The organism is Acinetobacter sp. ABJ_C1_1, from assembly GCF_044684115.1.
In the GTDB taxonomy this organism is placed as follows: domain Bacteria; phylum Pseudomonadota; class Gammaproteobacteria; order Pseudomonadales; family Moraxellaceae; genus Acinetobacter; species Acinetobacter nosocomialis_A.
In genome coordinates, this window is record NZ_JBITPU010000001.1 from 345,671 (window position 1) to 365,980 (window position 20,310).

A 20,310-nucleotide genomic window follows, 5' to 3' on the forward strand; every position below is an offset into this window, starting at 1 on the left:
TCTTAGCATGAGTATGCCTTAATATATGTAAAGATATAAATTAAAGGCACTCGCTCTAATGAATGATTCAGTTAAGTGGTTAGAAATTCTAAATAAAATTACTGGTATCGCTCAAACAGGTTTACATTACTCAAAAGATGTTTATGACAAAGAACGTTATGAGCAGCTTTTAGGGCATATTGAACATCTATTAGAACTAAAAGAAATTAATACAGAAAATTTTATTAATAATGTTCTTCAAGATGTGGGTTATGCGACTCCCAAGCTAGATGTTAGAGCAGTTGTGTTTAAAGAAAATAAATTGTTATTAGCAAAAGAAATTGGCGATGGATGCTGGTCTGTTCCCGGTGGTTGGGCTGATGTAGGCTACTCTGCATCGGAAAACGCAGAAAAAGAAGTTTTAGAAGAGACAGGATTACGAGTTAAGGCCATTAAATTATTAGCTTTAACTGATAGAACCAAGCACCCTCATCCTCCAATGTTTTTACATGTGTATAAGGCATTTTTCTGGTGTGAAATTATTGATGGTGAGCTTACCCCAAGTATTGAAACACCAGAGGTTGGCTTCTTTGGTAGAGATGAATTACCACCAATTTCTACATCACGCGTAACTGAAGAACAGATTCAACAATTTTTTGATTATTTAGAATCAATTCCCGAAGCAACGAAGTTTGATTAAACAAAAAAGCCAATTCTTTCGAATTAGCTTAATTACAACAGACCAGCTTTACTTGAAAATTGCTTCTTGGTTTTATTGTTCGCAACAATCTTCATCTTTTCTTGTTATAGGCCTAACTTAACTTTTCATTATGACATTTCGGTTAAAAAAACAGCGTATACTTATATAAAAACAAACTTGATACATAAAATAGTAGTTTTAGCGAACTGGGTCACAATTTAAGCAACTTGTATATTTTAAATACATATTCCACTAAACATTTAAGTCTATTATGCTTGAGTTATCTAAGTGTTAAGTATGTATGATGGAACAGCAAACTTTATTACAAGAACTGAACTCTCTCATTGAATACTATTCAAAAAGAACCGATTGCCCACCTACTCGATTACGCATCGGCTATAGAGCGTATGCAAAGCTCATGCAATGCCCGCCTTTTGCAGATGAAGTAATGAACTCGGCGTTAGATCCAAATAAACGAAAATATAAAAAGATAAAGATTAAAATTACTAAAGATGATGACCAATTAGAGCTTGAGTAAGTTTATAAAAATTAAGCATTTCTTTTAAAGTCAAAAAGCCCATGAACTGAGCTTTTATCTTCTATATAAATCAGCTTTTAAAACTCGACTTGTACCGTAACCGTATCTTGATACGTTCCCGCTGGTACTGTGTCTGCATTTTCATCGACAATTTTTGTGGTAAACACATAGCTCTGCTGCGTCACACCGTTATGTACACCGGGGTTAAGAGTCGCATTTAAACTCGACCAACGCTCGTTACCACTACCCCATCGGTCATTCGATGAGTTTTTGAAAATATCGTATTTTAAATATGTATTTCCCGTTTGTGACTTCATCGCTCGTTGGTTGCCATTTTGCGGGGAAAGTCCATTATTTAAACTCACATAGTATGGGGTATTTACCGAGCAACGGATTCCCATAGACGACTGCACAGGCTCAAGCTTAGAAGCAAAAGCGGCCGTACCAAAGTTTACGTCTTGCGTTAAAATTCGGCAGTCCGGAAGTACGGTAATAGAGAGCGAACCAAGCGAGTCGGCTCCACTTCCCCAGTTAAAGCCAATTCCTAATGCCCCACGTCTAAACCCTGGGCTTTCAAAGAAGACCCCGATTCCCACAATCGCAACTGCGGGTACAGAATAAAACCATTTTACTTTTAATGGTGAGTCAGCTTGATACACACCCGGTGATACACTTTGCCCAGCCGGAAGGCGGATATAGAAAGGCAAGTTGCCATCTGGCCCACTAAAAAGATTGACCAGCGTAAAGCTACTCATGTCTTTTTCTTGGCCTAAGCTAATGATTTCATTGTTACTATCTAAAATAACAGCATTGAGTTTTTCCCCAGTTTGAGCATTGGTAAATGAATTCGACATTTGCTCAACCCGATATTTTAAATAGGTCATGTTCGCCAAAGCCAAGCTAAAACCCGTACACGACAAACCCGAATTAAACTGTGAAGAGTTTTCACCGTTTTCCGTTAAATAGATAGATGGAACCGAAATAGAAGATGAACCGGAAGCACTCACACTACATGCAGCATGAGCCAAATTTCCAGCCAGCATCAGTCCAGAAAACATACATAAATGACTGAGTAATTTTTTTGTTTTTATTTTCATGGTAAAGATACCTCATGACACATAACAGGCTTAACCACCACAATCTGTTGCTTGGCTTGTTCTACATCTACAGAAAAATCTGCCTTACATACGCTCTGATCTGAACGTTGAACAGTCACGGTATTGTTCGGTTTTAAGTTTTCTAAATAGACAATGCCATCCATTCCCACATAAGATGACTCTTGGTCAGCTCTATGCACCACAGAACCAACAGGCATAGGTTTGCCGTCTGCTTGAGTTAAATAAACGTTGGCAGCAATAGACTGATGAACTGGGAACTTAATCACAACACCCGAGCCGCGTTTAGCAGCAATACGTTGTTCAACTTGCGTGATGGTGAAGTTTGAAGGTAAATCGATTGGGTCGACGCTGTATTTACCCGAATAATAAGGCGTCACCGACGGCACAAAAATATGTCCTTTTATTACTGCGGCCAATTAAACTGTTTTCGTATCGAACCAAAACGTCCGGTACTTGGTTGGTATCAATCAAGGCAAAAGAATCGCCTAAACGGTTTGAAGCAAATACCTCACCCGCCATATAAATAAGTGAACCTGATAGACCAAACCAGTAGTTATAGTCATGGTTTCCAGACAGACCAAAGTCAGTATTAATATAACTGTTGCGGTAATTGACGCGTGCCTGATTTAAATCTTCACTATTTTCATTATAGCGTCGGGTTAAATCGACTCCGAAACCACCCTCAGACGGTACAGAACGGTTGAAATTAACATAGCCCGTATCGCCCTGTTTATTAAATGCATAACCCGAGTTCACAGTCGCGTTTCGCTGGAACAGTGGTATCGAAAGCTGAAATGCAGCACTCCACTCTTTTTCGATAAAGTCACGGTTGGCACTGAGTGAAACGGTCACACCATTCATATAGGTCGGTAAAACAGGTGCCCATGACAAGTTTAAAAAGCGGTTTTTAAAGTCATTTGCTTTGGTATTGATATAACCTACCCCAAAGGTTCCCGAGTTTTTGGTGGCAAAGTACGTATTGGCCGTTAAGCTTTTATTACTATTGACCGAAATTAAATTGCTATATTGCAGCCGTGAAAGATCGGTATATTCATCATCACGCTGGTTATGGTTAATGCTAAAACCAAAGCGATTACGGTTATAGCTGTACCCGACCGTATATTGCTTACCCTCTAAGTCTTTGGTGCGATCTTCAGACATAGATTTGTCGGCCTTACTTTGGCTAAAAGAAGCACTCAGCACACCTAAGTTTGCAAGTTTGAGTACAGACCCAGCACCAAATAACTGTAAGTCTGAGGAAAGCTCAGTACGTCCTTCTACAGTCAACCAGTCATTTACCCCATAACGGGCGTCGGCTGCACTTGCAAACTTTCCATAAGAGAAATTTTTAAGTCCGTAGTCTTCACGAATTTTCCCTAAGGATAATGAATAGTCAAATAGGCCGGGCTTTAACAAAGTATTAGAAATATAAAACGGTACGGCAGTGGTAACCTGACGTCCGACTGCATCGGTCGTAACCACAACGGCTTCACCTTTACCATTAATAAAGGGAACATTATTTAATATAAACGGACCAGACTGTACTTCTGTTGAGCTGGTCTTTTGCCCATTAATAATTAAATCGACTGTACTTGGTAAAGCAGCTTGCCCAATAAACTGTGGTAAGGGATAAGTAATTAAATCTGGTCGGGTTGAATAGTTTCTCTGTACCTGAAAACCACCTAGACGGACAGAACTTCCCCAAGTCGTTTTACTACCGGTAATAATGTCACCCAGTACAAAAGATGTAGCATTCTTTTGGTTATCAAATTGCCAAGAAGTGTCATAACGACGGTAGCCGTCATTGTCTAAAGACTCGGCATTACCTTCATTTTTATATTGGTTTTTGACATAGACACCAGAGTTTTTAATGACCCCTAACGGAGAGAACAGACGCTGCTCTGTAAATAAACTACTGGTTGATCCACCCTGATACGGCCTATAAGTATAAAAATCATAGTTATTGAGTAGCCCTATGCCCGACTGAGCAACGACAGGCTTATACCATGAGTCCTTACCTAAAACTTGAGTCGGCATCCAAGCAGGTGGAAAGTTAAGCTTAAAATATTGGTTTGATGATTGATATTCATAGCTTACATCTTTCAACTTATCTAAAGATATCCAGTCACTCGCATCACCACTAAACCCCAAAGTTAAGATATCTTGATTGGTTAAAGCAGTGTCGTTGTTTGTCAGTAGCTCCTGAGGAATTTGAATTTCTAACTCATCAATCAGCTTGTTTTTTTGTATGAAGTACTCATCATTTTTAACAATAACAGGTACAACCTGCTGCACTGAATATTGGTTTACAACCAAGTCTAGGTACAGCTTAAACAGTTGATTAATTTCGTTAATATCTTTTGGTGGTGGAGGTAAATCGCCAGCAAGAGCAACATTTGGAATATTTAAACATCCACCCGACAACAAAATTAGCAAAATACTTTTGCATAAATTATTATGCCGAAGGATCATGTTGGATCCTCCATTTTGCTAATTTCGATCAACTCTTGTTTTATGCCCGAACTATCAACACCATAAATTTTAGAAGTTTTTAATAACTCATTTGCAGTCGATTTATCGATAGCAAACTTCACGGTACTATTCGATAAAACATAGCCAAAAGCAGCTTTCCCTAAAGAAATATCATGGCCAGTTTTTGAAGTTTTAAGTGCTGAAAGGCGAGCAAATTTCTGTCCATTATTTTTTAAATATAGCTCAGACTGGCCTTGATCATTGTTGCGGACTGACCATTGTAAAACGGGTTTGGCTAAAGGATTTTTTGCATTCGCTTTTTGGCTTTCTTCAGTTAAACCACTACCCATACCTTTTCCATAGGCAAATAACGGAATGGAGTAACGCATTTGGAAACTCACTTTAGAAGCGTCTTGCTCGTTTCCATCAGAAAGGCGAATCGGTAACTCATCTACAATCAAACGATATGACTGTTCTTTGCCGTCTGGCAAATTGGAACTTTTGGTTAAACGAAGCATATGCTTCTCACCTGCTTTAATTTTAGCTACAGGTGGACTAGGTATAATTTCTGATTGCTCGCTATAGTTATCTTTTAAACCTTCTTGATTCCATTTAAACACCCGAATTTGTACCATCGCGTCGGTTTTGCCAGTATTTTGGAGCCAAACCGCAGTTGCTTTTTCATTGGCTTCAATTTTTGGATAAATAGGCCAAATTAAAAAAGTTGCTTGTGCCATCACAGGTGTAACAAGTGATAATGTACTTGCAAATAAAAAAGAGTTTAAAATGCCATTTTTAATAAATGCAGAATTGTTCATACAAATCACCATGTAATCATTATTGAAACAGTATCTTTATAAATTCCGGCCGTATGTGGTTCATTATTATTTTCTAAATCAACGACACCATATATTTCAAAATTTGCCAGACGGTTTGTAGGTGTTGTGGCAGGCAATAAATATTTATTACCAACAATATATTCAGTAGATAAACTGCTAGAGTTATATAATTTATAAGGTAAATAATTCGAAGATGAACCATTTTTCATGCGTCTTACATTATTCTGTAGATTTTCACCACCATCTATAGAAATACTAACAGGCAAACTTTCTGTACATCGGATATTCCAAGATTCTTTGCTATTTATAATATTGGAAACGACTTTATCTTTTGATAAAGCTGAATACTGACCAAAATCCATTTTTTGTTCGATATTATCTATGGAACATCCATTTTCAATTTTAGCTTGAACTTTAAAACTAGAATTTAATTGAGGATCTACCGCATATAAAAATGGACTTACAGATAGCAATAATATTGCTTTAAAATAAAAATATTTCATTTTCTTAAAACTCAATTGTAATTGGCACTATATCTGTATACTCACCCTTAGATATACGTCCACCATCGTGTATGGCTTGACCAAAAATATCAATATTCTTTTTAGTATTCATATCATTAAGAATAAAAGCATCGTTCGCTCTAATCACTTGTTTATTTAAACCATAGAGCAAGTTATAAGCAACAAAATCTCTACCATTACTTAATGCATGATAATAATTTTGTGAAAATGAAGTAGGAACTTTACTATCATTATTTCCAGAACCAAATATTATTTTCACAGTAGAAATACCAGCACATTGTATTTGTAAACCAGAGTTTCCATTATTTACCAAACTTGCGTCGATCACCCCATTAAAACCAGTCGAGGTTTCACCAAAATCAACAGTTCCGAAATTTAAATTTGTCGTATTATTTTCAACAACTTTATTATTAATAGAACAAGAGGGTAATAATTCAATTTGATTTGTTAATTTAGCTCCAATCCCACCCGCATTTAATGAAGAAATTAAAAAATAAGAAATTATAAATATAGAACCACGATTGAATATCATCTTCCCTCCATTTAAAACAGGTTCACTCACTTTTAAGTAAACCTGCTACTCAATTAATTATTTCTTTTATATTTAGAAATTTACAGTAACTAATAGAGTATCTTTATAATCACCTTGAGCTTTTGCTGTGCCAGTGTTTGGAGCGATTGCACCGAAAATTGGTACCGCTGTAGCTTGGCCACTCACTGTAGTGAACTGTTGTGGCTGGTTTACAACATAAAGGTTTGTACGAGCAGCATCGCGGTAAACGTTATATGCAACTACATCAGCAGAAGCAGTATTTTTTAAAGTGCGGTCTGTACGTTCACCACCATCAATTGCAACTGTAAAATCAACAGGATCCGTGCCGTCACAAGTAACAGAAATATTACCGCCTGTTGCTGCTGAAGCGACTTCAGCTGTTAATACGTTGTTCCAAGTACCGGAAGTTTTACCAAAATCTAAAGTACCAAACTTGTTCATATTCCCTTCAGTTTGACTACCACCTACAGTACAGCCTGTTGAGATATTTAATTTAACGTCAACCTGTCCAGTAACAGCCGCTTGAGTATTTACCGCATAACCAGCAACTATTAATGCTGCAAGAAGTGATTTCTGAATGTTTTTCATATTCATAACCTACATATATAATGATTAGTTTTGTAGAACAAAATGAATCAAACGTGATAAATAAAATATGTCCAATTTGTTTTATATATAAAACAAACTACCTTTTACTATTGTGTGATTCTCTTCACAATTTAATAACAATTATTTAACTTGTATACACACATTACAAAAAGACTATGTTGTGTTATTTAAAATCAATTTTTGAATTCTTATAAAAATGCCTGATTAAATACCCACCCCTACTTTAGAAAAATGGCTAAAAATTAGTAAAAACAAATATTCTTTTTTTAATCAAAAAACCAAAATATTCATTTAAATACAAATGTTTATAAATTTTATAATATTTAATATTAATTATCTTTCTTAAAATAGGTAGGTTGACCTATTTTAACTACTACTAAACAAACAAAACTAAGTCATTTGACCTATTTTTTGGTTTTTAATTGAGTCAATTGACCTATAGTTTTTTAATATAGGTCAATTGACCTATATTTAGTTTAATAGAATTTAAATATTTTATTTATATTTTTCTAATTTCATGGTTTAGAATGCTTTTTTTAAATAGTACTTACAGGCTGGATAATGATCAAAATTGATACCTTTGATACTATGCAAATAAAGAAGTCCTTTACCACACTAAAAGGACAAGAAAGAATAAAGCAAATCTTAAGAAATGCTGAAATAGTTTTCCTTACGAAAGGTTATTCTGGTTTTAGTATGCGAGGAGTTGCAGCTCAATCAAATATTAGTTTAAGCACCTTACAGCATTATTTCAAAAATAAAGATATTTTATTAAAAGCGTTACTTAATAAATTAATTTGCGATTACATACAGCGAATTGAAATTTTAATCAACTTAAATGCAAATGAGCCACCTTTACATCGGTTTATGAATATTATTACCAATATAATATATGAAATTGAACAACCGGTCATTACGCATACATTTAAAGAGGTCTTTTCTATTTCAGACCACTTACCCTATGTATATGATTCTTTGTCAATCATACAAAAGTATAATTTTGAACTTATATATAAAATCATCCTTCCTATTCATAATGAAATTTCATCAGAAGAATATAAAGAAAGAGCCATAATTATAATTACACAACTCAACGGTTATTTAGTTCAACATTCAAACAAAAATACAGATGAATGTTATAAAGAATTCCTAAGAAATATACTTTTAAAAAATATATCAAGATTAGTTAGTGAACCATAAGATTAAAAACATAGGAGCACTTCTCCTATGTTTTTAATATAAAATTAAAATAGACTTTTTCTATCCTAGCCCTACATTACTGTTAAAAAAACAACCATAAAAAATGATTACAAAATAAGCTCATCTTATTTTCTGTTGAAGAATAAATTAAATCAAAACATAATAGTCGCACTAATGAAAATTGAAATTTTGAACTTTTAGAGAATCTTAATGAACAATGCTAAATCATTAAAATTTATAAACTTTATTCTTGCTTTCTTATGGATTTATCAAGGACTCGTTCCTAAACTAATTTTTATTAACTCTGATGAAATATTTGTATGGCAAACCATCGGACTTTCTTTTGAGTATGCAAAACTTGCAGGGCGTGCGAGCGGTATAGCTGAAATTATTTTTGGTTTATTGTTTCTTTTTTCTACTCATAAATATATTCACTATTTAAGTATTTTAGGTTTATTCGGCTTACTGCTCTTAATTGGTGTTTTAAAACCACCTACACTTATCTCGCCTTATAACCCTATCGTAATGAATATTTCGATGATAAGTTTATCAATTATCTATTTGCTTTTATTAAAAGAGCAAACAACTCATTTTCATAAAGCTGCTCAATAGCATTAAGTTTTTAAAAAATTTATAGAGATTTCAATGAGTTTATCTAGTCGTGAAGTTGGCTGTGTAGTTATCACTGGAAGCACAAAAGGTATTGGTTTAGCACTCGCCCACGCTTTTTTAGAGCTGGAATGTTCAGTTGTCATCGCTGGACGGAACACGAAGCATCTTCACCATGCTCTTTCTCATTTAGAAACTCAATTCAATAAAGAGAAGTTTATTGGCTTATGCTGTGATGTGACACAAATTGCGGATGTACAAGCCTTATGGGATGGAGCAATTCAGCATTTTGGACAAGTCAATGTATGGATTAATAACGCAGGCAGCTGCCACCCAACGAAAGACTTTATTGACCTTCAACCTGATGAATTAAACGCAGCTGTTTCAACCAATATTTTAGGTACGATGCTCGGTTCGCAAGTCGCTTTAAAAGGGATGCTCAAACAAGGTTATGGCCAAATCTTCAACATGGAAGGTTGGGGAAGCAACGGTGAATGGAGTGCAGGTATGACTCCCTATGCAACCACAAAACGAGCGGTAAGTTATTTTAGTAAAGCACTTTATAAAGAGACCAAATCGACAGCAATTTTAACTGGCACACTAAGTCCGGGCATGGTGGCAACCGATTTATTAGTTTCGTCTTGGACTAACGGAAATATCCAAAACTGGAAAAAGATGAAACGGTTATTTTTCTTTGTGATTGATTCACCAGAAGTGGTTTGTGCGTATTTAGCAAAGCAAATTATGCAAAACAAAAAAGCTAACCGACGCATCGCGTGGATTACACCTTGGAAGCTTTTTCTTAGATTTTTGCAACCTTATTACTGGCGTAGAAACCCAGTTAAAGGCACGGCGTTAGAGCATCTCTAGGTTAGTTTAATATGATTATTAATCTAACTTCACTAAAGTAAGACGGTTTGATTGATAGGCACCCGTATCGATATAAAAGCAGTTATTACGCTTAACCATAGTTTCAACAACAGTGTGGCCTAAATAAACTTCGTCAATATTTTGAACGGTGCCGTAATCTTTATTATTTTTTATTCGGGACCTACCCCACAGAACATCGGCATAAGTTAAAAATGTGTTGGTTACATCCGAATGTTGCACTTCAACGCGAGCTTTCAGTGCGTTCCAGTCATCGAGTTGAATATCGCCATGAACAATACCAATCTTTTTTCGGCGTGTATGCAGCTCAAGCATTATGGGGAGCTTTTTTAGCTTCGCAACAATTTGGTTTCTTGCAGTATTCTCTAATGCATAGAACCATTCACCGCCATACTTTTTATGAATTTTACGGAAGAAGGAATTATAGTTACCTTGAATACATAGTTCTTCATGGTTACCTCGAACCATGGTAAACCACTTCTTTTCTATCAGCTCAAGGCACTGGTAACTCTGCGGCCCTTTATCGACTATATCACCGACACTAATTAATAAATCTTGCTCAAAGTTAAAATTAACGTTTGCAAGCGCATCCATTAAAAGTGAATAACAGCCGTGTATATCGCCGACTACATATATATTTTGATATTTTAAATCAGCATTTTGAATGACCGTACACATCTCTTTCATGGTTTAAACTTTATTTTCAACATGTTGAGCAAAAGCTTTAATTTCACTTCGAATCAGAATATGTCGCGATGGAAAATAAAACCGATAAGCCAACTCATAAGTTTCAAATAAAGCTAGGTGAGATTGATGAGTTGCCCAATAGTAAGCAGTCATACCCTTCTCTTTCCTAAGACTTAAATAGTAAGGAACCTCAAAATTATTCGAAACAATCATAAAACTCATCGTATTTGGTCTATCTATTTAGTTCTTTTGGGTAGGGTCAGCTTTGATTACATCTAACGCGCGTAATATTGGAGCCAACATGGACTCAGCAATACGCATAGCTTCTGTCTCAGATTTATTGGAAATGGCTTGAACGAGTTCGCTATGTATGTGCTGATTTGGGTCAGGTAAGTTTTTATTGGTGACTAACTCTAAAGTGTATTGATAGCTTGAGTTTAAGAAATACTCATAGGTTGCTTGCAAGGCTTTATTATGAGTTGCCTTAGCAATTGCCAAATGCAGTTTTTTATCACTTAACATGAAGTTCGCAACATCTTCTTCATTTGTTCTAGCTCTATTTTCTAAGCACTCTATAACTTCACGCATGTCTTCAGGCGTACTGTGTCGAGCAGCCAATTTTGCAATCTCAATTTCTAATAAACACCTCACTTCTAGGTGTTCATATAAATCAGAATGATGAATGGAATTAATGACAATCGAAAAATCATTTTTAGTTCGTACAAAGGTACCCAGCCCCTGTTTGACCTCTAAAACACCTAAATATTCTAAAATTTTAATTGCTTCACGAATGGTGTTTCGGCCCACACCTAAACCTTGCACAAGCTCGGGTTCAGTTGGAATTTTCTCGTCTACTTTCCACATGTCATTTTTAATATTCTGACGTACAACATGAATCACTTCGTCTACGAGAGATCTTTTTTGGATTTGCTCAATCATTAAAATTGGTACTAGCAAGCTAAAACATACGGTGATACTATCATCCTATGTTTAATTGTTCAAATTCTCTTTCATACATTTTTAAAGGTTGAGCTCATGGAATTAAGTCAGACAATTTCAAATCTTATTTTTGAAATCCAAAAGCTTACTCAGGCCGTCGAAAAGATTTCTAAAGGCCAAGAAATTTCGGTAGATGTACTAGATGAAGCGATTGCCTTTAGATGGGAAAGAGAAAATAACAAAGGTTCACTCATTGCTATACGCAAGCCTCAACTCATTTCTTTTAATCATCTATGCAATATCGACAACCAGCTCACCAAAGTGAAGTTAAACACCGAAGCTTTTGCAAAAGGATTATTGGCAAATAATGTATTGATGACTGGCTCACGTGGCACAGGTAAGTCTTCTATTGTAAAAGCCTGTTTAAATGAATATCACCACTTGGGCCTTCGAGTAATTGAACTTGAGAAAAAGTACTTAGAAGATTTACCTAAAATCATTAACTTACTGCAAGATCGTGATGAGCGCTTTATCATTTTCTGTGATGATTTGGCATTTGAAGCTGGCGACACAAGTTATGCAACTTTAAAAACTGTATTAGACGGCTCACTGGCCTCTAGTTCGGATAATACCCTCATTTATGCAACGTCAAATCGGAAGCATATGGTAGCCGAGTACAATAAAGATAATACCGAGTTAAATGTGGGTGAAAACGGCGAGTTACGCCCTGGGGATAGCATTGAACAAAAGATTTCTTTGGCAGACAGATTTGGTCTACAAATTAATTTCTATGGTTTTAGCCAGCAGGAGTATTTAAAAACAGTTCAATACTGGCTAAATGAATATAAATGGCAGCAGCATGAAAGCTGGGAAACAGTTCAGTTAAAAGCTATTCAATATGCAACTCAGCAAGGTAACCGTTCAGGAAGAATTGCCAATCAATTTGCTAAAATGATTGTAGGTCAAGAAATGCTGAGCGCAGCAGATTTAACGGTTTAAATACGTCATTCTCACCATAAAATGGCTCAGTAAAAGTTTGCTAAAAAGTGCTTTTACTGAGCCTTATATTAATCTACGTTATCATTATCCGAGACATTATCTTTATTTAGAATACGTCCTTCTTGTTTTGGTCGAATCAATGGCGCCGTCGGTCTTGGATGATGAGTATGTGTATATTGCATACCAGCTCCCGCATTTACGTCATCTGCTGCGATTTCAGTTTCAAAACGCTCGTTATCTAAATCTCGAATTTCTTCGGTAATTCTTTCTACTTCGTCTTCATCGACACCCAGTTCTTGCAAAATCACGCCGCCAAACTTAATCGCAGATTCAAATGTTTCACGAATCATAAAGTCCACTTTTTGTTTGACTAAATGTAGTGAATGCTCGCGGTCATATGAGCGGACTAATAATTTTGCTAAAGGAAATTCGTGAGTCACAAGTTCTACGATTCGATTGGTCGTTTCCTTGCTATCTACACACACCACAATCGCCTGTGCTGTTGCAGCACCGGAAGCATGTAAAATATCTAGGCGGCAACCATCGCCATAATAAATTTTAAAACCAAATTTTTCTGCGTTTCGAATCATGTCGGTATTATTATCAATAATGGTGACATCGACACCTCTTGCTAATAATAATTGACTGGTGACCTGCCCAAACCGCCCGAAACCAATCATTAAAACGCTGCCACTTAGCCCGTCGGCAATATTAATATTTTCTAATGAAACCTTTGTTTTCGCTTGAGTAAAACGTTTGAAAATAATACCAACAATTGGGGTCAACACCATTGAAAGCACAACAATCGCGGTTAAGTTAGATTTAACAGTACTATCAATAACTTGTGCACTTAGTGCGGCAGAGAAAAGTACAAAGGCAAACTCGCCCCCTTGCGCCATGAGTAAAGCGCGATCCAACGCTTCTGTATGAGAGCTTTTCGTTACTCGGGCGACTATATAAATCATGAGGGCTTTGACAAACATCAGGGCAATTACCCCACTCACAATCAGTTGCCAGTTTTGCGCAACCACTGATAAGTCCAGTGACATACCCACGCCAAGGAAAAAGAGACCCAGCAAGATTCCACGGAACGGTTCAATATCGGCTTCAATTTGATGTCTAAAGGTCGATTCAGATAAAAGCACACCCGCCAAGAAAGCACCCATCGCCATGGTCAAACCGCTGACTTGCATCAGTAACGCAGCACCTAATACAACCAGTAGAGCGGCAGCAGTCATAACTTCTCGGGCTTTAGCGGCAGCCAAAAGCCTAAATAATGGGTTCAGTAACCAATACCCTGCCGCAATCAGACCTGCAATTGCGAGTAAACCAATTCCTATATTTTCTAGACGTACCGCTGTGCTTTCGACCACATGATTTGGTGCCATAAAAGCGACAATAGCCAGCAAAGGCACAATCAATAAATCTTCAAAAAGTAAGATGGCTACAATTTTTTGCCCACGAGGTTGAGTTAAGTCACCGCGATCGCCCAATAACTGCATCACAATGGCAGTCGAGGTTAATACAAACCCTGCCGCACCAATAAAAGCGACTTGCCACGTAAAACCAAACAACAACCCGACGCCAGTCAAAGCCAGCGCACAAATGATAATTTGTAGCGTACCAAGGCCGAAAATTTCGCGCCTAAGACTCCATAAATGTGATGGCTGCATTTCCAAACCAATCACAAATAGGTACATCACAATTCCTAATTCGGCAATATGCAAAATTGCGGTGGAATCCTGAAAAAAGGCGAAACCGAATGGGCCAATAACCAGACCCGCAATTAAATAACCTAATACTGAACCTAAACCAATACGTTTAAAAATAGGGACTGCAATAACAGCTGCTGCCAATAAAACTACGGGGGCAACCAAGCTAATTGAATGTGCTTCTGAGCTCATACATTTCTCTTTTTATTTATCTGCAATTTATTCTAAGTGAAACGAGCTTTGGGGGCGATTATTAGTTTTGAGAAAAAGTGTCCTAAAAACAAAATGGCTTAAATCACCCAAAATTGAAAATTAAGCCTATATGTATAAAAAATATCTATTCATCTTAATATTCATAAACAAGCACCCATAAAAAAAAAGCCCTTACGGGCTTTTTTAATTAAGCAATAAATTTCAACATGAGCTGAATCACTGTCGCATTAATTAAATCGACGAAGAATGCACCACAAAGTGGAACAATTAAAAATGCCTTATGCGATGGACCATACATGTTGGTAATCGCTTGCATATTTGCCACGGCTGTTGGTGTCGCACCCATACCGAAACCACAATGACCTGCTGCCAATACTGCTGCATCGTAGTTTTTTCCCATGACGCGGAACGTCACAAATGCCGCATATAAAGCCATCGTAATTGTTTGCGCACCCAAAATTACAACTAAGGGGCCAGCTAGGTCGGCAAGTTGCCAAAGCTTTAATGAAAGCAATGCCATTGCTAAATAAAGCGACAAAGATGCATTACCAAAAACATCAATCGCACGGTCAAAAATATCAATTTTCAACACGCTCTCTAAAATATTTCTTAAGATTACACCACCACCAAGTGCCCAAACGAAAGTTGGTAACTCAAACCAAGTTCCCTTACTAAAGCCAGTCATAAATTCAGCAAACGCTAAACACGCTGCAAACATACCCAGCGTGGTAATTGCATTATCGGCTGTAATTAAACGAACCTGATGCGGGTTTTCAAACGGCGCAAGGTCATCTGAATTTTGTTCAACATGCGTATCACGATGTTGGATTTCAGCATTGGTTTTTGGTTGAGCAAGGCTATAACGGTTAATAAGTAATTTAGCTAACGGTCCACCAATCACACCTCCAATAATCAAACCAAAAGTTGCACTCGCCATGCCTAGTGCTAAAGCACCTTGAATGCCATGCTGACTTTCTAAGATTTCACCCCATGCACCTGCTGTACCATGACCACCCGTTAAAGTGATTGAACCTGCAATCAAACCAATCAGTGGGTCTAAACCCAATAAAGTCGCAAGGCTCATACCAACAGCATTTTGCACAACAATAAATGAGGCCACACAAATTAAGAAGATGACTAAAGCAGTACCACCTTCTTTAAGCTTCATAAAATTGGCACTTAAACCAATTGAAGCAAAGAACACGAGCATAAAGCTGGTTTGTAATTCGCTACTAAAAACAATGCTGTACCCCCACAAAGTGTGGACAAGTAAAGAAACTACAGCAGCAACCAAACCACCCGCTACAGGTTCAGGGATATTATAACGTTTTAAAAAATCAATCCGATTGACAAGAAAGCGGCCCAACAATAAAACAATGACCGCCGAAATTAGCGTATAAAAACCATTAAAAACAAATTCCATATATATTACATAGACTACTTTCTGATTACATTCCTAATCGATTGTAAAATAATTATATTTTATTTTTGCATATTTAAAAAAAACACAAACAAACTTTACAAAATCCCTATTTATTTAAGAATATCTAAATAAATCAAATTATTATTTTGAGTATTTAGTAAAAAATTACGATGTGCTCTCTCTTAAATTTCGATATTGCTTGGGAGTCTGATTAGTCCAACGCTTAAATGCCCGCGTAAAATGTGTGACTTCGGAATAACCTAGTTTCTCAGAAATATAAGAAATACTATATTCATGATGATTTAATAATTTTTTTGCGTGACGCTCTCGGACTTGGTCTAACAATACTTGGAAAGTAACCCCTTCTTTTGCTAACTGACGTTGTAAAGTTCGCTCAGTTAAATGCAACTTTTCCGCAACATCTTTCATTTTAAAGAAGCCTTCTACTTCATCAAAAAGTAACTCACGCACTAAAGCCGTCAGTGGGTGTTTTTCTCCACGTTTAGCAGCTAACTTGTTTAAATCATGCTTACACTGTTCACGGGCTAAACGTGCCGCCAATGGGTCAGCCATAATTAATGGCAGAGCCAAAAATGCTTCAGAAAAAACCAATCGGTTGAATGGCTGATTAAATTGAATTTCACATGGCAATAATTCTTGAACTTGTTCTAAGAAAGCAGGTTCTGGGTAATTTAGTTCGGCTTTTATTTCTAGTTTTTGTCCAGTAATGGCATTCGACATTTGAGCAAAGCCCACCATTAAAAATGTCATCCCTACAATACCCATTTTAAAGTTTGTCATGGGTTGATCTAAATATAAAAAAGCTAAATCGTTTTCTATTTCAAGACGTGGCTTTAACGCCGGACAACGTAGTCCAATGAACTGTTCCATGACATTTAAAGCTTCACCCAAATTTTGTGAAACCATTGCAGCAAGACCAACCGAACCATGACAAGACACGGTCATTTGCAGGCCAAGATAAATACCTAATGCAGGCTCATTGGTCAGTTCGACTGCTCTATTCAGTAGATCATTAAAGATATTGAAATCTAAATACCAAAAGGGCTCCAACAGTTGCTCAACAGAAACTCCACTTCCTTCCAAGAGTTCTTCAGGAGATACATTTAGCTTTTGGACGACATCAGCCATAAGGCTGACATAGGTTCCAGGTAAAGACGGATTCACAATACGCTCTCTTTATTTTTCTCGATAAAATGTCGTGAAATGGTCAAAACTGTCATTTCCAGAACTATGACACATATTTCAGATTCGGCATAGTACCTCTTACTAAGTTGCCGCATTTTTATCCATTTTGTACAGGATAAAAATCTAATAAAGATTGGTGAAATATGAAAGCTCTGGTTACTGGTGGTGCTGGTTTTATTGGTTCCCACATTGTACGTACTTTACTCAACGAAAATTACGAAGTACGTGTACTGCATTTACCTCAAGAAAAATTAACCAATTTAGAAGGGTTAGATGTTGAGTTAATTGCAGGCGACATTACCGACCCAGCAAAAATGGATGAAGCAGTATCTGGTTGTGATTTGGTTTTTCATACTGCCGCAATTTATGCCTTATGGCTTCCAAAGCCTGAGCTTATGCGTAAAGTCAATGTTGAAGGAACACGAACCGTACTCAATGCTGCAAAAAAGGCTGGTGTTAAACGTGTTGTTTACACCAGTACAGGCGCATGTTTTGCAGGTCAACCAAAAGGCATTCAGGCCACCGAAACAAGTCCATTTGCTTTAGGCTCGACTGGAGATGCATACGTTTTAACAAAATTTGAAGCACATCAGGTTGCCTTACAGTTTGCCGCGGGCGGCTTAGATATTGTGATTGTCTGCCCGACAGGTCCAATTGGTCCTCAAGATATTGCCCCAACCCCGACAGGAAAACTATTACTCACCATCGCTACCATGCCTGCCCTTGCTGTACCGGGTGCAATTAACAATATGGTTGATGTACGCGATGTAGCAAAAGGCCATGTCTTGGCTGCGCAAAAAGGTAGAAGTGGTGAAACCTATATTTTAGGTAATCGAGATCTTGACGGCGTAGCAATGGCAAAAACAGTTCATCAGCTCTTAGGCATCTGGCGCCCAGTAATGACCATTCCAAGTGTAGTTGAAGGCGTCTCATCTCAACTTGCAGGCCATGCAGCTTTGTGGGTAACCGAGCATATTACTCATAAAGCTCCCCTTGTGACCCCTTCAGCAGCCAAAATCGGTCAGCTCGGTACCTCATTTAATTGTACAAAAGCCATTCAAGAGCTTGGACTTCCTCAAACGCCCGTTGAAATTGCAGTACGTGATGCATTGCAGTGGTTTGCAGCCAATGGTTACGTCAAATCTCGTAGCTTGATCAAAAAAATTGAGTCAATTTCGATCTGATTTAAGTAGGCAGGATTCTACTATGAGCACATTTATTGATCATCATATTGTTGCACGGAAAGTACAGTTTGATTTTTCTCAAACACCTCGGCATTGGGTTCCAAATGATGTGTTAACGACACATGTGCTGAACAGCATGCACGTTCTTTTACCTGCTGTTGAGCACTGGTTTTGTCGCCTTGCAAACAAAACGTTGCCCTATGTTGAAGATAAAAACCTAAAAGCAGATATCCGTGGTTTTATTGCCCAAGAAGCGGCCCATGCCAATGCCCATAAAGGTGCAGAGATTTATTTTCAGACTCATGGCATAGACCCAACACCATTTAAAGATTTTTTAAACTGGTTCTTTAAAGATGGCTTTATGGGCGACACGCCGTTTGGAATTTATGGTCCTTTTAAGCGTTATCCAAAACAGTGGCTCGCTTTTCGTATGGGCATTATTGCAGGGCTTGAACACTATTTTTGTTTCTTTGGCACATGGGCTCTAGATGCAGAAGGTCTAGAAGGTGCAGATCCAGCCATGCTAGATATTGTACGCTGGCATGGCGCCGAAGAAGTTGAGCATCGCACAGTTGGCTATGATGCTTATCGCGCTTTAGCTGGAGACGGCGTTAGAGGCTATTTAGGTAGACAGCTCAGCATGGGGTTTGCTTTTGCTGCAATGGTTGGGTTCTGGCTCGGTTCAACGGTCTATCTTTGTCATCTCGATGGTACCAAAGAAGCCCAAAAAATTGCTAAAAAAAATCCATTGGCTTTAGTTTGGCTATTTCAAAAAACTGCAAAGAAAAAGAAAAGCTTACCTGATCTCGGCATGATTTTGACTGCTTTAAAAGGATGGAGCAAATTAAGTTATCACCCTGAACATGATGGTGATGTCGAAAAAGCTTTAGCTTATTTAGCTCAGTCACCAGCAGCTCAATTAGCCGCAGAGGCTTACGCCAAAGCGCTTTCTTCAAAAATGAAAAGCTGAGCAGTGCCATGATTCAAGTCGAGCAATTAACCTTAAGCCGTGATGGACTCACTTTGCACGGGGCTCTATATGGTGAAGCTGATGTCCCTTTGGTGGTACTTATACATGGCTTTCCCGACACGCCGCATAGCTGGGACCACGTATATCCTTTACTCGTAAAAGCAGGCTATCAAGTTTTTGTTCCTTGGTTGCGTGGTTACACCCAAGATTCTGTAAATCAGCAGGCACATTACGGTCTCGCCTCTGCTCTAGCAGATTTAACAGCTTGGTTAGAACTTTTAAAAGCAAAAGGACACTTAAAAAATAAAGCTCACCTCGTAGGACATGACTGGGGAGCTGCAATTGCAATGAGCTTTGCAAGTGAGCAACCCGAAGCTTTGCATAGCATTAGTTTGTTGGCTGTTCCTCCAATCCCTAATTTTAAGGATGTTTTTAAAGCCTTACCTAATTTTCCACGTCAGCTCTACATGTCTTCTTATATGCTGCTCATGCAATCAAGATTTGCTGAACAGGTGCTATCTCGTAATAACGCAAGTTTTGTAGAAAAAATCTGGCGTAAATGGTCGCCTACATGGAAATTTACTGAGTCGGATTTTTCGCCAACTCGTAAAGCTTTTCAAAATCCAGATATTGCATGGGCAGCTACCCGCTATTACCACAACTTATTTGCAGTTTTAAATTCTGACAATCTCAGAGCAAATCGCCACTTATTAAATCCAGTCACCACACCCACACTGGCTTTAGCGGGTTTAGACGATGGATGTATGAATATACGGCTACATCAAGCTTTAGCCCAGACATCTTATTTCCCACAAGGAATTGAGAGTGTCTACGTTCCCGACTGCGGCCATTTTTTACAAGCTGAACAACCCAACATTATCGCTCAGTACTTAATTCAACATTTTCAAAAGACTGATCATTCCATTTAAGGCTGCACACAACTCTATC

General features: G+C 37.6%; 20 protein-coding genes and 1 pseudogene. 9 read left to right on the top strand and 12 right to left on the bottom strand.

What is annotated here, in order from left to right:
* Positions 1-58 precede the first annotated feature (58 nt).
* Positions 59-679 (top strand): NUDIX hydrolase, encoded by a 621-nt coding sequence (locus tag ACG59Z_RS01735; RefSeq protein WP_400197665.1) that lies wholly within the window; start codon positions 59-61, stop codon positions 677-679.
* 304 nt (positions 680-983) lie between these two features.
* Positions 984-1,217: a hypothetical protein gene (locus ACG59Z_RS01740; protein ID WP_331423212.1), complete on the top strand. Its 234-nt coding sequence runs from the start codon at positions 984-986 to the stop codon at positions 1,215-1,217.
* 77 nt (positions 1,218-1,294) lie between these two features.
* Here the strand turns inward: ACG59Z_RS01740 and csuE are convergent, their stop codons facing one another.
* From csuE to csuAB, 6 genes and pseudogenes are all read right to left on the bottom strand, one after another.
* Entirely contained in the window at positions 1,295-2,314 is a 1,020-nt protein-coding gene (gene csuE, locus ACG59Z_RS01745) for a Csu fimbrial tip adhesin CsuE (RefSeq protein WP_263614106.1), read from the bottom strand.
* Positions 2,311-4,807 (bottom strand): annotated as a pseudogene (gene csuD / locus ACG59Z_RS01750) (Csu fimbrial usher CsuD). The gene csuE and the pseudogene csuD overlap by 4 nt, the downstream one beginning before the upstream one ends.
* Positions 4,804-5,637, bottom strand: a complete 834-nt coding sequence (gene csuC, locus ACG59Z_RS01755; RefSeq protein WP_400197667.1) for a Csu fimbrial biogenesis chaperone CsuC — start codon at positions 5,635-5,637, stop codon at positions 4,804-4,806. The pseudogene csuD and the gene csuC overlap by 4 nt, the downstream one beginning before the upstream one ends.
* Positions 5,631-6,149 carry a spore coat U domain-containing protein gene (locus ACG59Z_RS01760; RefSeq protein ID WP_400197669.1) on the bottom strand — a complete coding sequence of 173 codons (519 nt, stop codon included), beginning with the start codon at positions 6,147-6,149 and terminating at the stop codon, positions 5,631-5,633. Before ACG59Z_RS01760 ends, csuC begins: the two co-directional genes overlap by 7 nt.
* A 4-nt stretch (positions 6,150-6,153) precedes the next feature.
* On the bottom strand, positions 6,154-6,702 hold the full coding sequence (locus ACG59Z_RS01765) for a spore coat protein U domain-containing protein (protein ID WP_400198015.1): 549 nt from the start codon (positions 6,700-6,702) through the stop codon (positions 6,154-6,156).
* A gap of 72 nt (positions 6,703-6,774) precedes the next feature.
* A complete protein-coding gene (gene csuAB / locus ACG59Z_RS01770; protein ID WP_002049140.1) occupies positions 6,775-7,311 on the bottom strand; it encodes a Csu fimbrial major subunit CsuAB in 537 nt (178 codons plus the stop codon).
* A gap of 582 nt (positions 7,312-7,893) precedes the next feature.
* On the opposite strand from csuAB, the gene ACG59Z_RS01775 reads away from it, so the two are divergent.
* From ACG59Z_RS01775 to ACG59Z_RS01785, 3 genes are all read left to right on the top strand, one after another.
* Positions 7,894-8,532 carry a TetR/AcrR family transcriptional regulator gene (locus ACG59Z_RS01775; protein ID WP_400197670.1) on the top strand — a complete coding sequence of 213 codons (639 nt, stop codon included), beginning with the start codon at positions 7,894-7,896 and terminating at the stop codon, positions 8,530-8,532.
* A gap of 210 nt (positions 8,533-8,742) precedes the next feature.
* Positions 8,743-9,144 (top strand): DoxX-like family protein, encoded by a 402-nt coding sequence (locus ACG59Z_RS01780; protein ID WP_400197671.1) that lies wholly within the window; start codon positions 8,743-8,745, stop codon positions 9,142-9,144.
* A 33-nt stretch (positions 9,145-9,177) separates the two neighbouring features.
* A complete protein-coding gene (locus ACG59Z_RS01785) occupies positions 9,178-10,011 on the top strand; it encodes an SDR family NAD(P)-dependent oxidoreductase (RefSeq protein ID WP_400197673.1) in 834 nt (277 codons plus the stop codon).
* A gap of 18 nt (positions 10,012-10,029) precedes the next feature.
* On the opposite strand, the gene ACG59Z_RS01790 is transcribed toward ACG59Z_RS01785, so the two are convergent.
* The 3 genes from ACG59Z_RS01790 to ACG59Z_RS01800 all read right to left on the bottom strand — a co-directional run bounded on the left by ACG59Z_RS01790 (position 10,030) and on the right by ACG59Z_RS01800 (position 11,655).
* On the bottom strand, positions 10,030-10,716 hold the full coding sequence (locus ACG59Z_RS01790) for a metallophosphoesterase (RefSeq protein ID WP_400197674.1): 687 nt from the start codon (positions 10,714-10,716) through the stop codon (positions 10,030-10,032).
* Between the two features lie 3 nt (positions 10,717-10,719).
* Positions 10,720-10,869 (bottom strand): hypothetical protein, encoded by a 150-nt coding sequence (locus tag ACG59Z_RS01795; protein ID WP_400197676.1) that lies wholly within the window; start codon positions 10,867-10,869, stop codon positions 10,720-10,722.
* A gap of 87 nt (positions 10,870-10,956) precedes the next feature.
* Positions 10,957-11,655, bottom strand: a complete 699-nt coding sequence (locus ACG59Z_RS01800) for a FadR/GntR family transcriptional regulator (RefSeq protein WP_400197677.1) — start codon at positions 11,653-11,655, stop codon at positions 10,957-10,959.
* Positions 11,656-11,751: 96 nt separating this feature from the next.
* Here ACG59Z_RS01800 and ACG59Z_RS01805 point away from each other — a divergent pair, with 96 nt between their 5' ends.
* Positions 11,752-12,654 carry an ATP-binding protein gene (locus ACG59Z_RS01805; protein ID WP_400197678.1) on the top strand — a complete coding sequence of 301 codons (903 nt, stop codon included), beginning with the start codon at positions 11,752-11,754 and terminating at the stop codon, positions 12,652-12,654.
* 68 nt (positions 12,655-12,722) lie between these two features.
* On the opposite strand, the gene ACG59Z_RS01810 is transcribed toward ACG59Z_RS01805, so the two are convergent.
* From ACG59Z_RS01810 to ACG59Z_RS01820, 3 genes are all read right to left on the bottom strand, one after another.
* A complete protein-coding gene (locus tag ACG59Z_RS01810; protein WP_400197679.1) occupies positions 12,723-14,558 on the bottom strand; it encodes a monovalent cation:proton antiporter-2 (CPA2) family protein in 1,836 nt (611 codons plus the stop codon).
* Between the two features lie 208 nt (positions 14,559-14,766).
* Positions 14,767-16,002: a sodium/glutamate symporter gene (gene gltS / locus ACG59Z_RS01815; RefSeq protein ID WP_400197681.1), complete on the bottom strand. Its 1,236-nt coding sequence runs from the start codon at positions 16,000-16,002 to the stop codon at positions 14,767-14,769.
* Positions 16,003-16,167: 165 nt separating this feature from the next.
* Positions 16,168-17,187, bottom strand: a complete 1,020-nt coding sequence (locus ACG59Z_RS01820; RefSeq protein WP_400197683.1) for an AraC family transcriptional regulator — start codon at positions 17,185-17,187, stop codon at positions 16,168-16,170.
* A gap of 164 nt (positions 17,188-17,351) precedes the next feature.
* Here ACG59Z_RS01820 and ACG59Z_RS01825 point away from each other — a divergent pair, with 164 nt between their 5' ends.
* Genes ACG59Z_RS01825 through ACG59Z_RS01835 form a run of 3 tightly spaced genes read left to right on the top strand, consistent with a single transcriptional unit; the run spans position 17,352 to position 20,291 of the window.
* Entirely contained in the window at positions 17,352-18,392 is a 1,041-nt protein-coding gene (locus ACG59Z_RS01825; protein ID WP_400197684.1) for an NAD-dependent epimerase/dehydratase family protein, read from the top strand.
* Between the two features lie 22 nt (positions 18,393-18,414).
* Positions 18,415-19,362 carry a metal-dependent hydrolase gene (locus ACG59Z_RS01830; protein WP_400197686.1) on the top strand — a complete coding sequence of 316 codons (948 nt, stop codon included), beginning with the start codon at positions 18,415-18,417 and terminating at the stop codon, positions 19,360-19,362.
* A gap of 8 nt (positions 19,363-19,370) precedes the next feature.
* A complete protein-coding gene (locus ACG59Z_RS01835; protein WP_400197687.1) occupies positions 19,371-20,291 on the top strand; it encodes an alpha/beta fold hydrolase in 921 nt (306 codons plus the stop codon).
* Positions 20,292-20,310 lie beyond the last annotated feature (19 nt).

Coding starts and splice junctions, on each gene's coding strand:
- ACG59Z_RS01775 (WP_400197670.1), top strand. CDS start 7,894: ATGATCAAAATTGATACCTTTGATACTATGCAAATAAAGAAGTCCTTT.
- csuE (WP_263614106.1), bottom strand. CDS start 2,314: ATGAAAATAAAAACAAAAAAATTACTCAGTCATTTATGTATGTTTTCT.
- ACG59Z_RS01765 (WP_400198015.1), bottom strand. CDS start 6,702: ATGATATTCAATCGTGGTTCTATATTTATAATTTCTTATTTTTTAATT.
- ACG59Z_RS01740 (WP_331423212.1), top strand. CDS start 984: ATGGAACAGCAAACTTTATTACAAGAACTGAACTCTCTCATTGAATAC.
- ACG59Z_RS01800 (WP_400197677.1), bottom strand. CDS start 11,655: ATGATTGAGCAAATCCAAAAAAGATCTCTCGTAGACGAAGTGATTCAT.
- ACG59Z_RS01760 (WP_400197669.1), bottom strand. CDS start 6,149: ATGAAATATTTTTATTTTAAAGCAATATTATTGCTATCTGTAAGTCCA.
- csuC (WP_400197667.1), bottom strand. CDS start 5,637: ATGGTGATTTGTATGAACAATTCTGCATTTATTAAAAATGGCATTTTA.
- ACG59Z_RS01785 (WP_400197673.1), top strand. CDS start 9,178: ATGAGTTTATCTAGTCGTGAAGTTGGCTGTGTAGTTATCACTGGAAGC.
- ACG59Z_RS01835 (WP_400197687.1), top strand. CDS start 19,371: ATGATTCAAGTCGAGCAATTAACCTTAAGCCGTGATGGACTCACTTTG.
- ACG59Z_RS01825 (WP_400197684.1), top strand. CDS start 17,352: ATGAAAGCTCTGGTTACTGGTGGTGCTGGTTTTATTGGTTCCCACATT.
- ACG59Z_RS01780 (WP_400197671.1), top strand. CDS start 8,743: ATGAACAATGCTAAATCATTAAAATTTATAAACTTTATTCTTGCTTTC.
- gltS (WP_400197681.1), bottom strand. CDS start 16,002: ATGGAATTTGTTTTTAATGGTTTTTATACGCTAATTTCGGCGGTCATT.
- ACG59Z_RS01795 (WP_400197676.1), bottom strand. CDS start 10,869: ATGACTGCTTACTATTGGGCAACTCATCAATCTCACCTAGCTTTATTT.
- ACG59Z_RS01810 (WP_400197679.1), bottom strand. CDS start 14,558: ATGAGCTCAGAAGCACATTCAATTAGCTTGGTTGCCCCCGTAGTTTTA.
- ACG59Z_RS01735 (WP_400197665.1), top strand. CDS start 59: ATGAATGATTCAGTTAAGTGGTTAGAAATTCTAAATAAAATTACTGGT.
- ACG59Z_RS01790 (WP_400197674.1), bottom strand. CDS start 10,716: ATGAAAGAGATGTGTACGGTCATTCAAAATGCTGATTTAAAATATCAA.
- ACG59Z_RS01805 (WP_400197678.1), top strand. CDS start 11,752: ATGGAATTAAGTCAGACAATTTCAAATCTTATTTTTGAAATCCAAAAG.
- csuAB (WP_002049140.1), bottom strand. CDS start 7,311: ATGAAAAACATTCAGAAATCACTTCTTGCAGCATTAATAGTTGCTGGT.
- ACG59Z_RS01830 (WP_400197686.1), top strand. CDS start 18,415: ATGAGCACATTTATTGATCATCATATTGTTGCACGGAAAGTACAGTTT.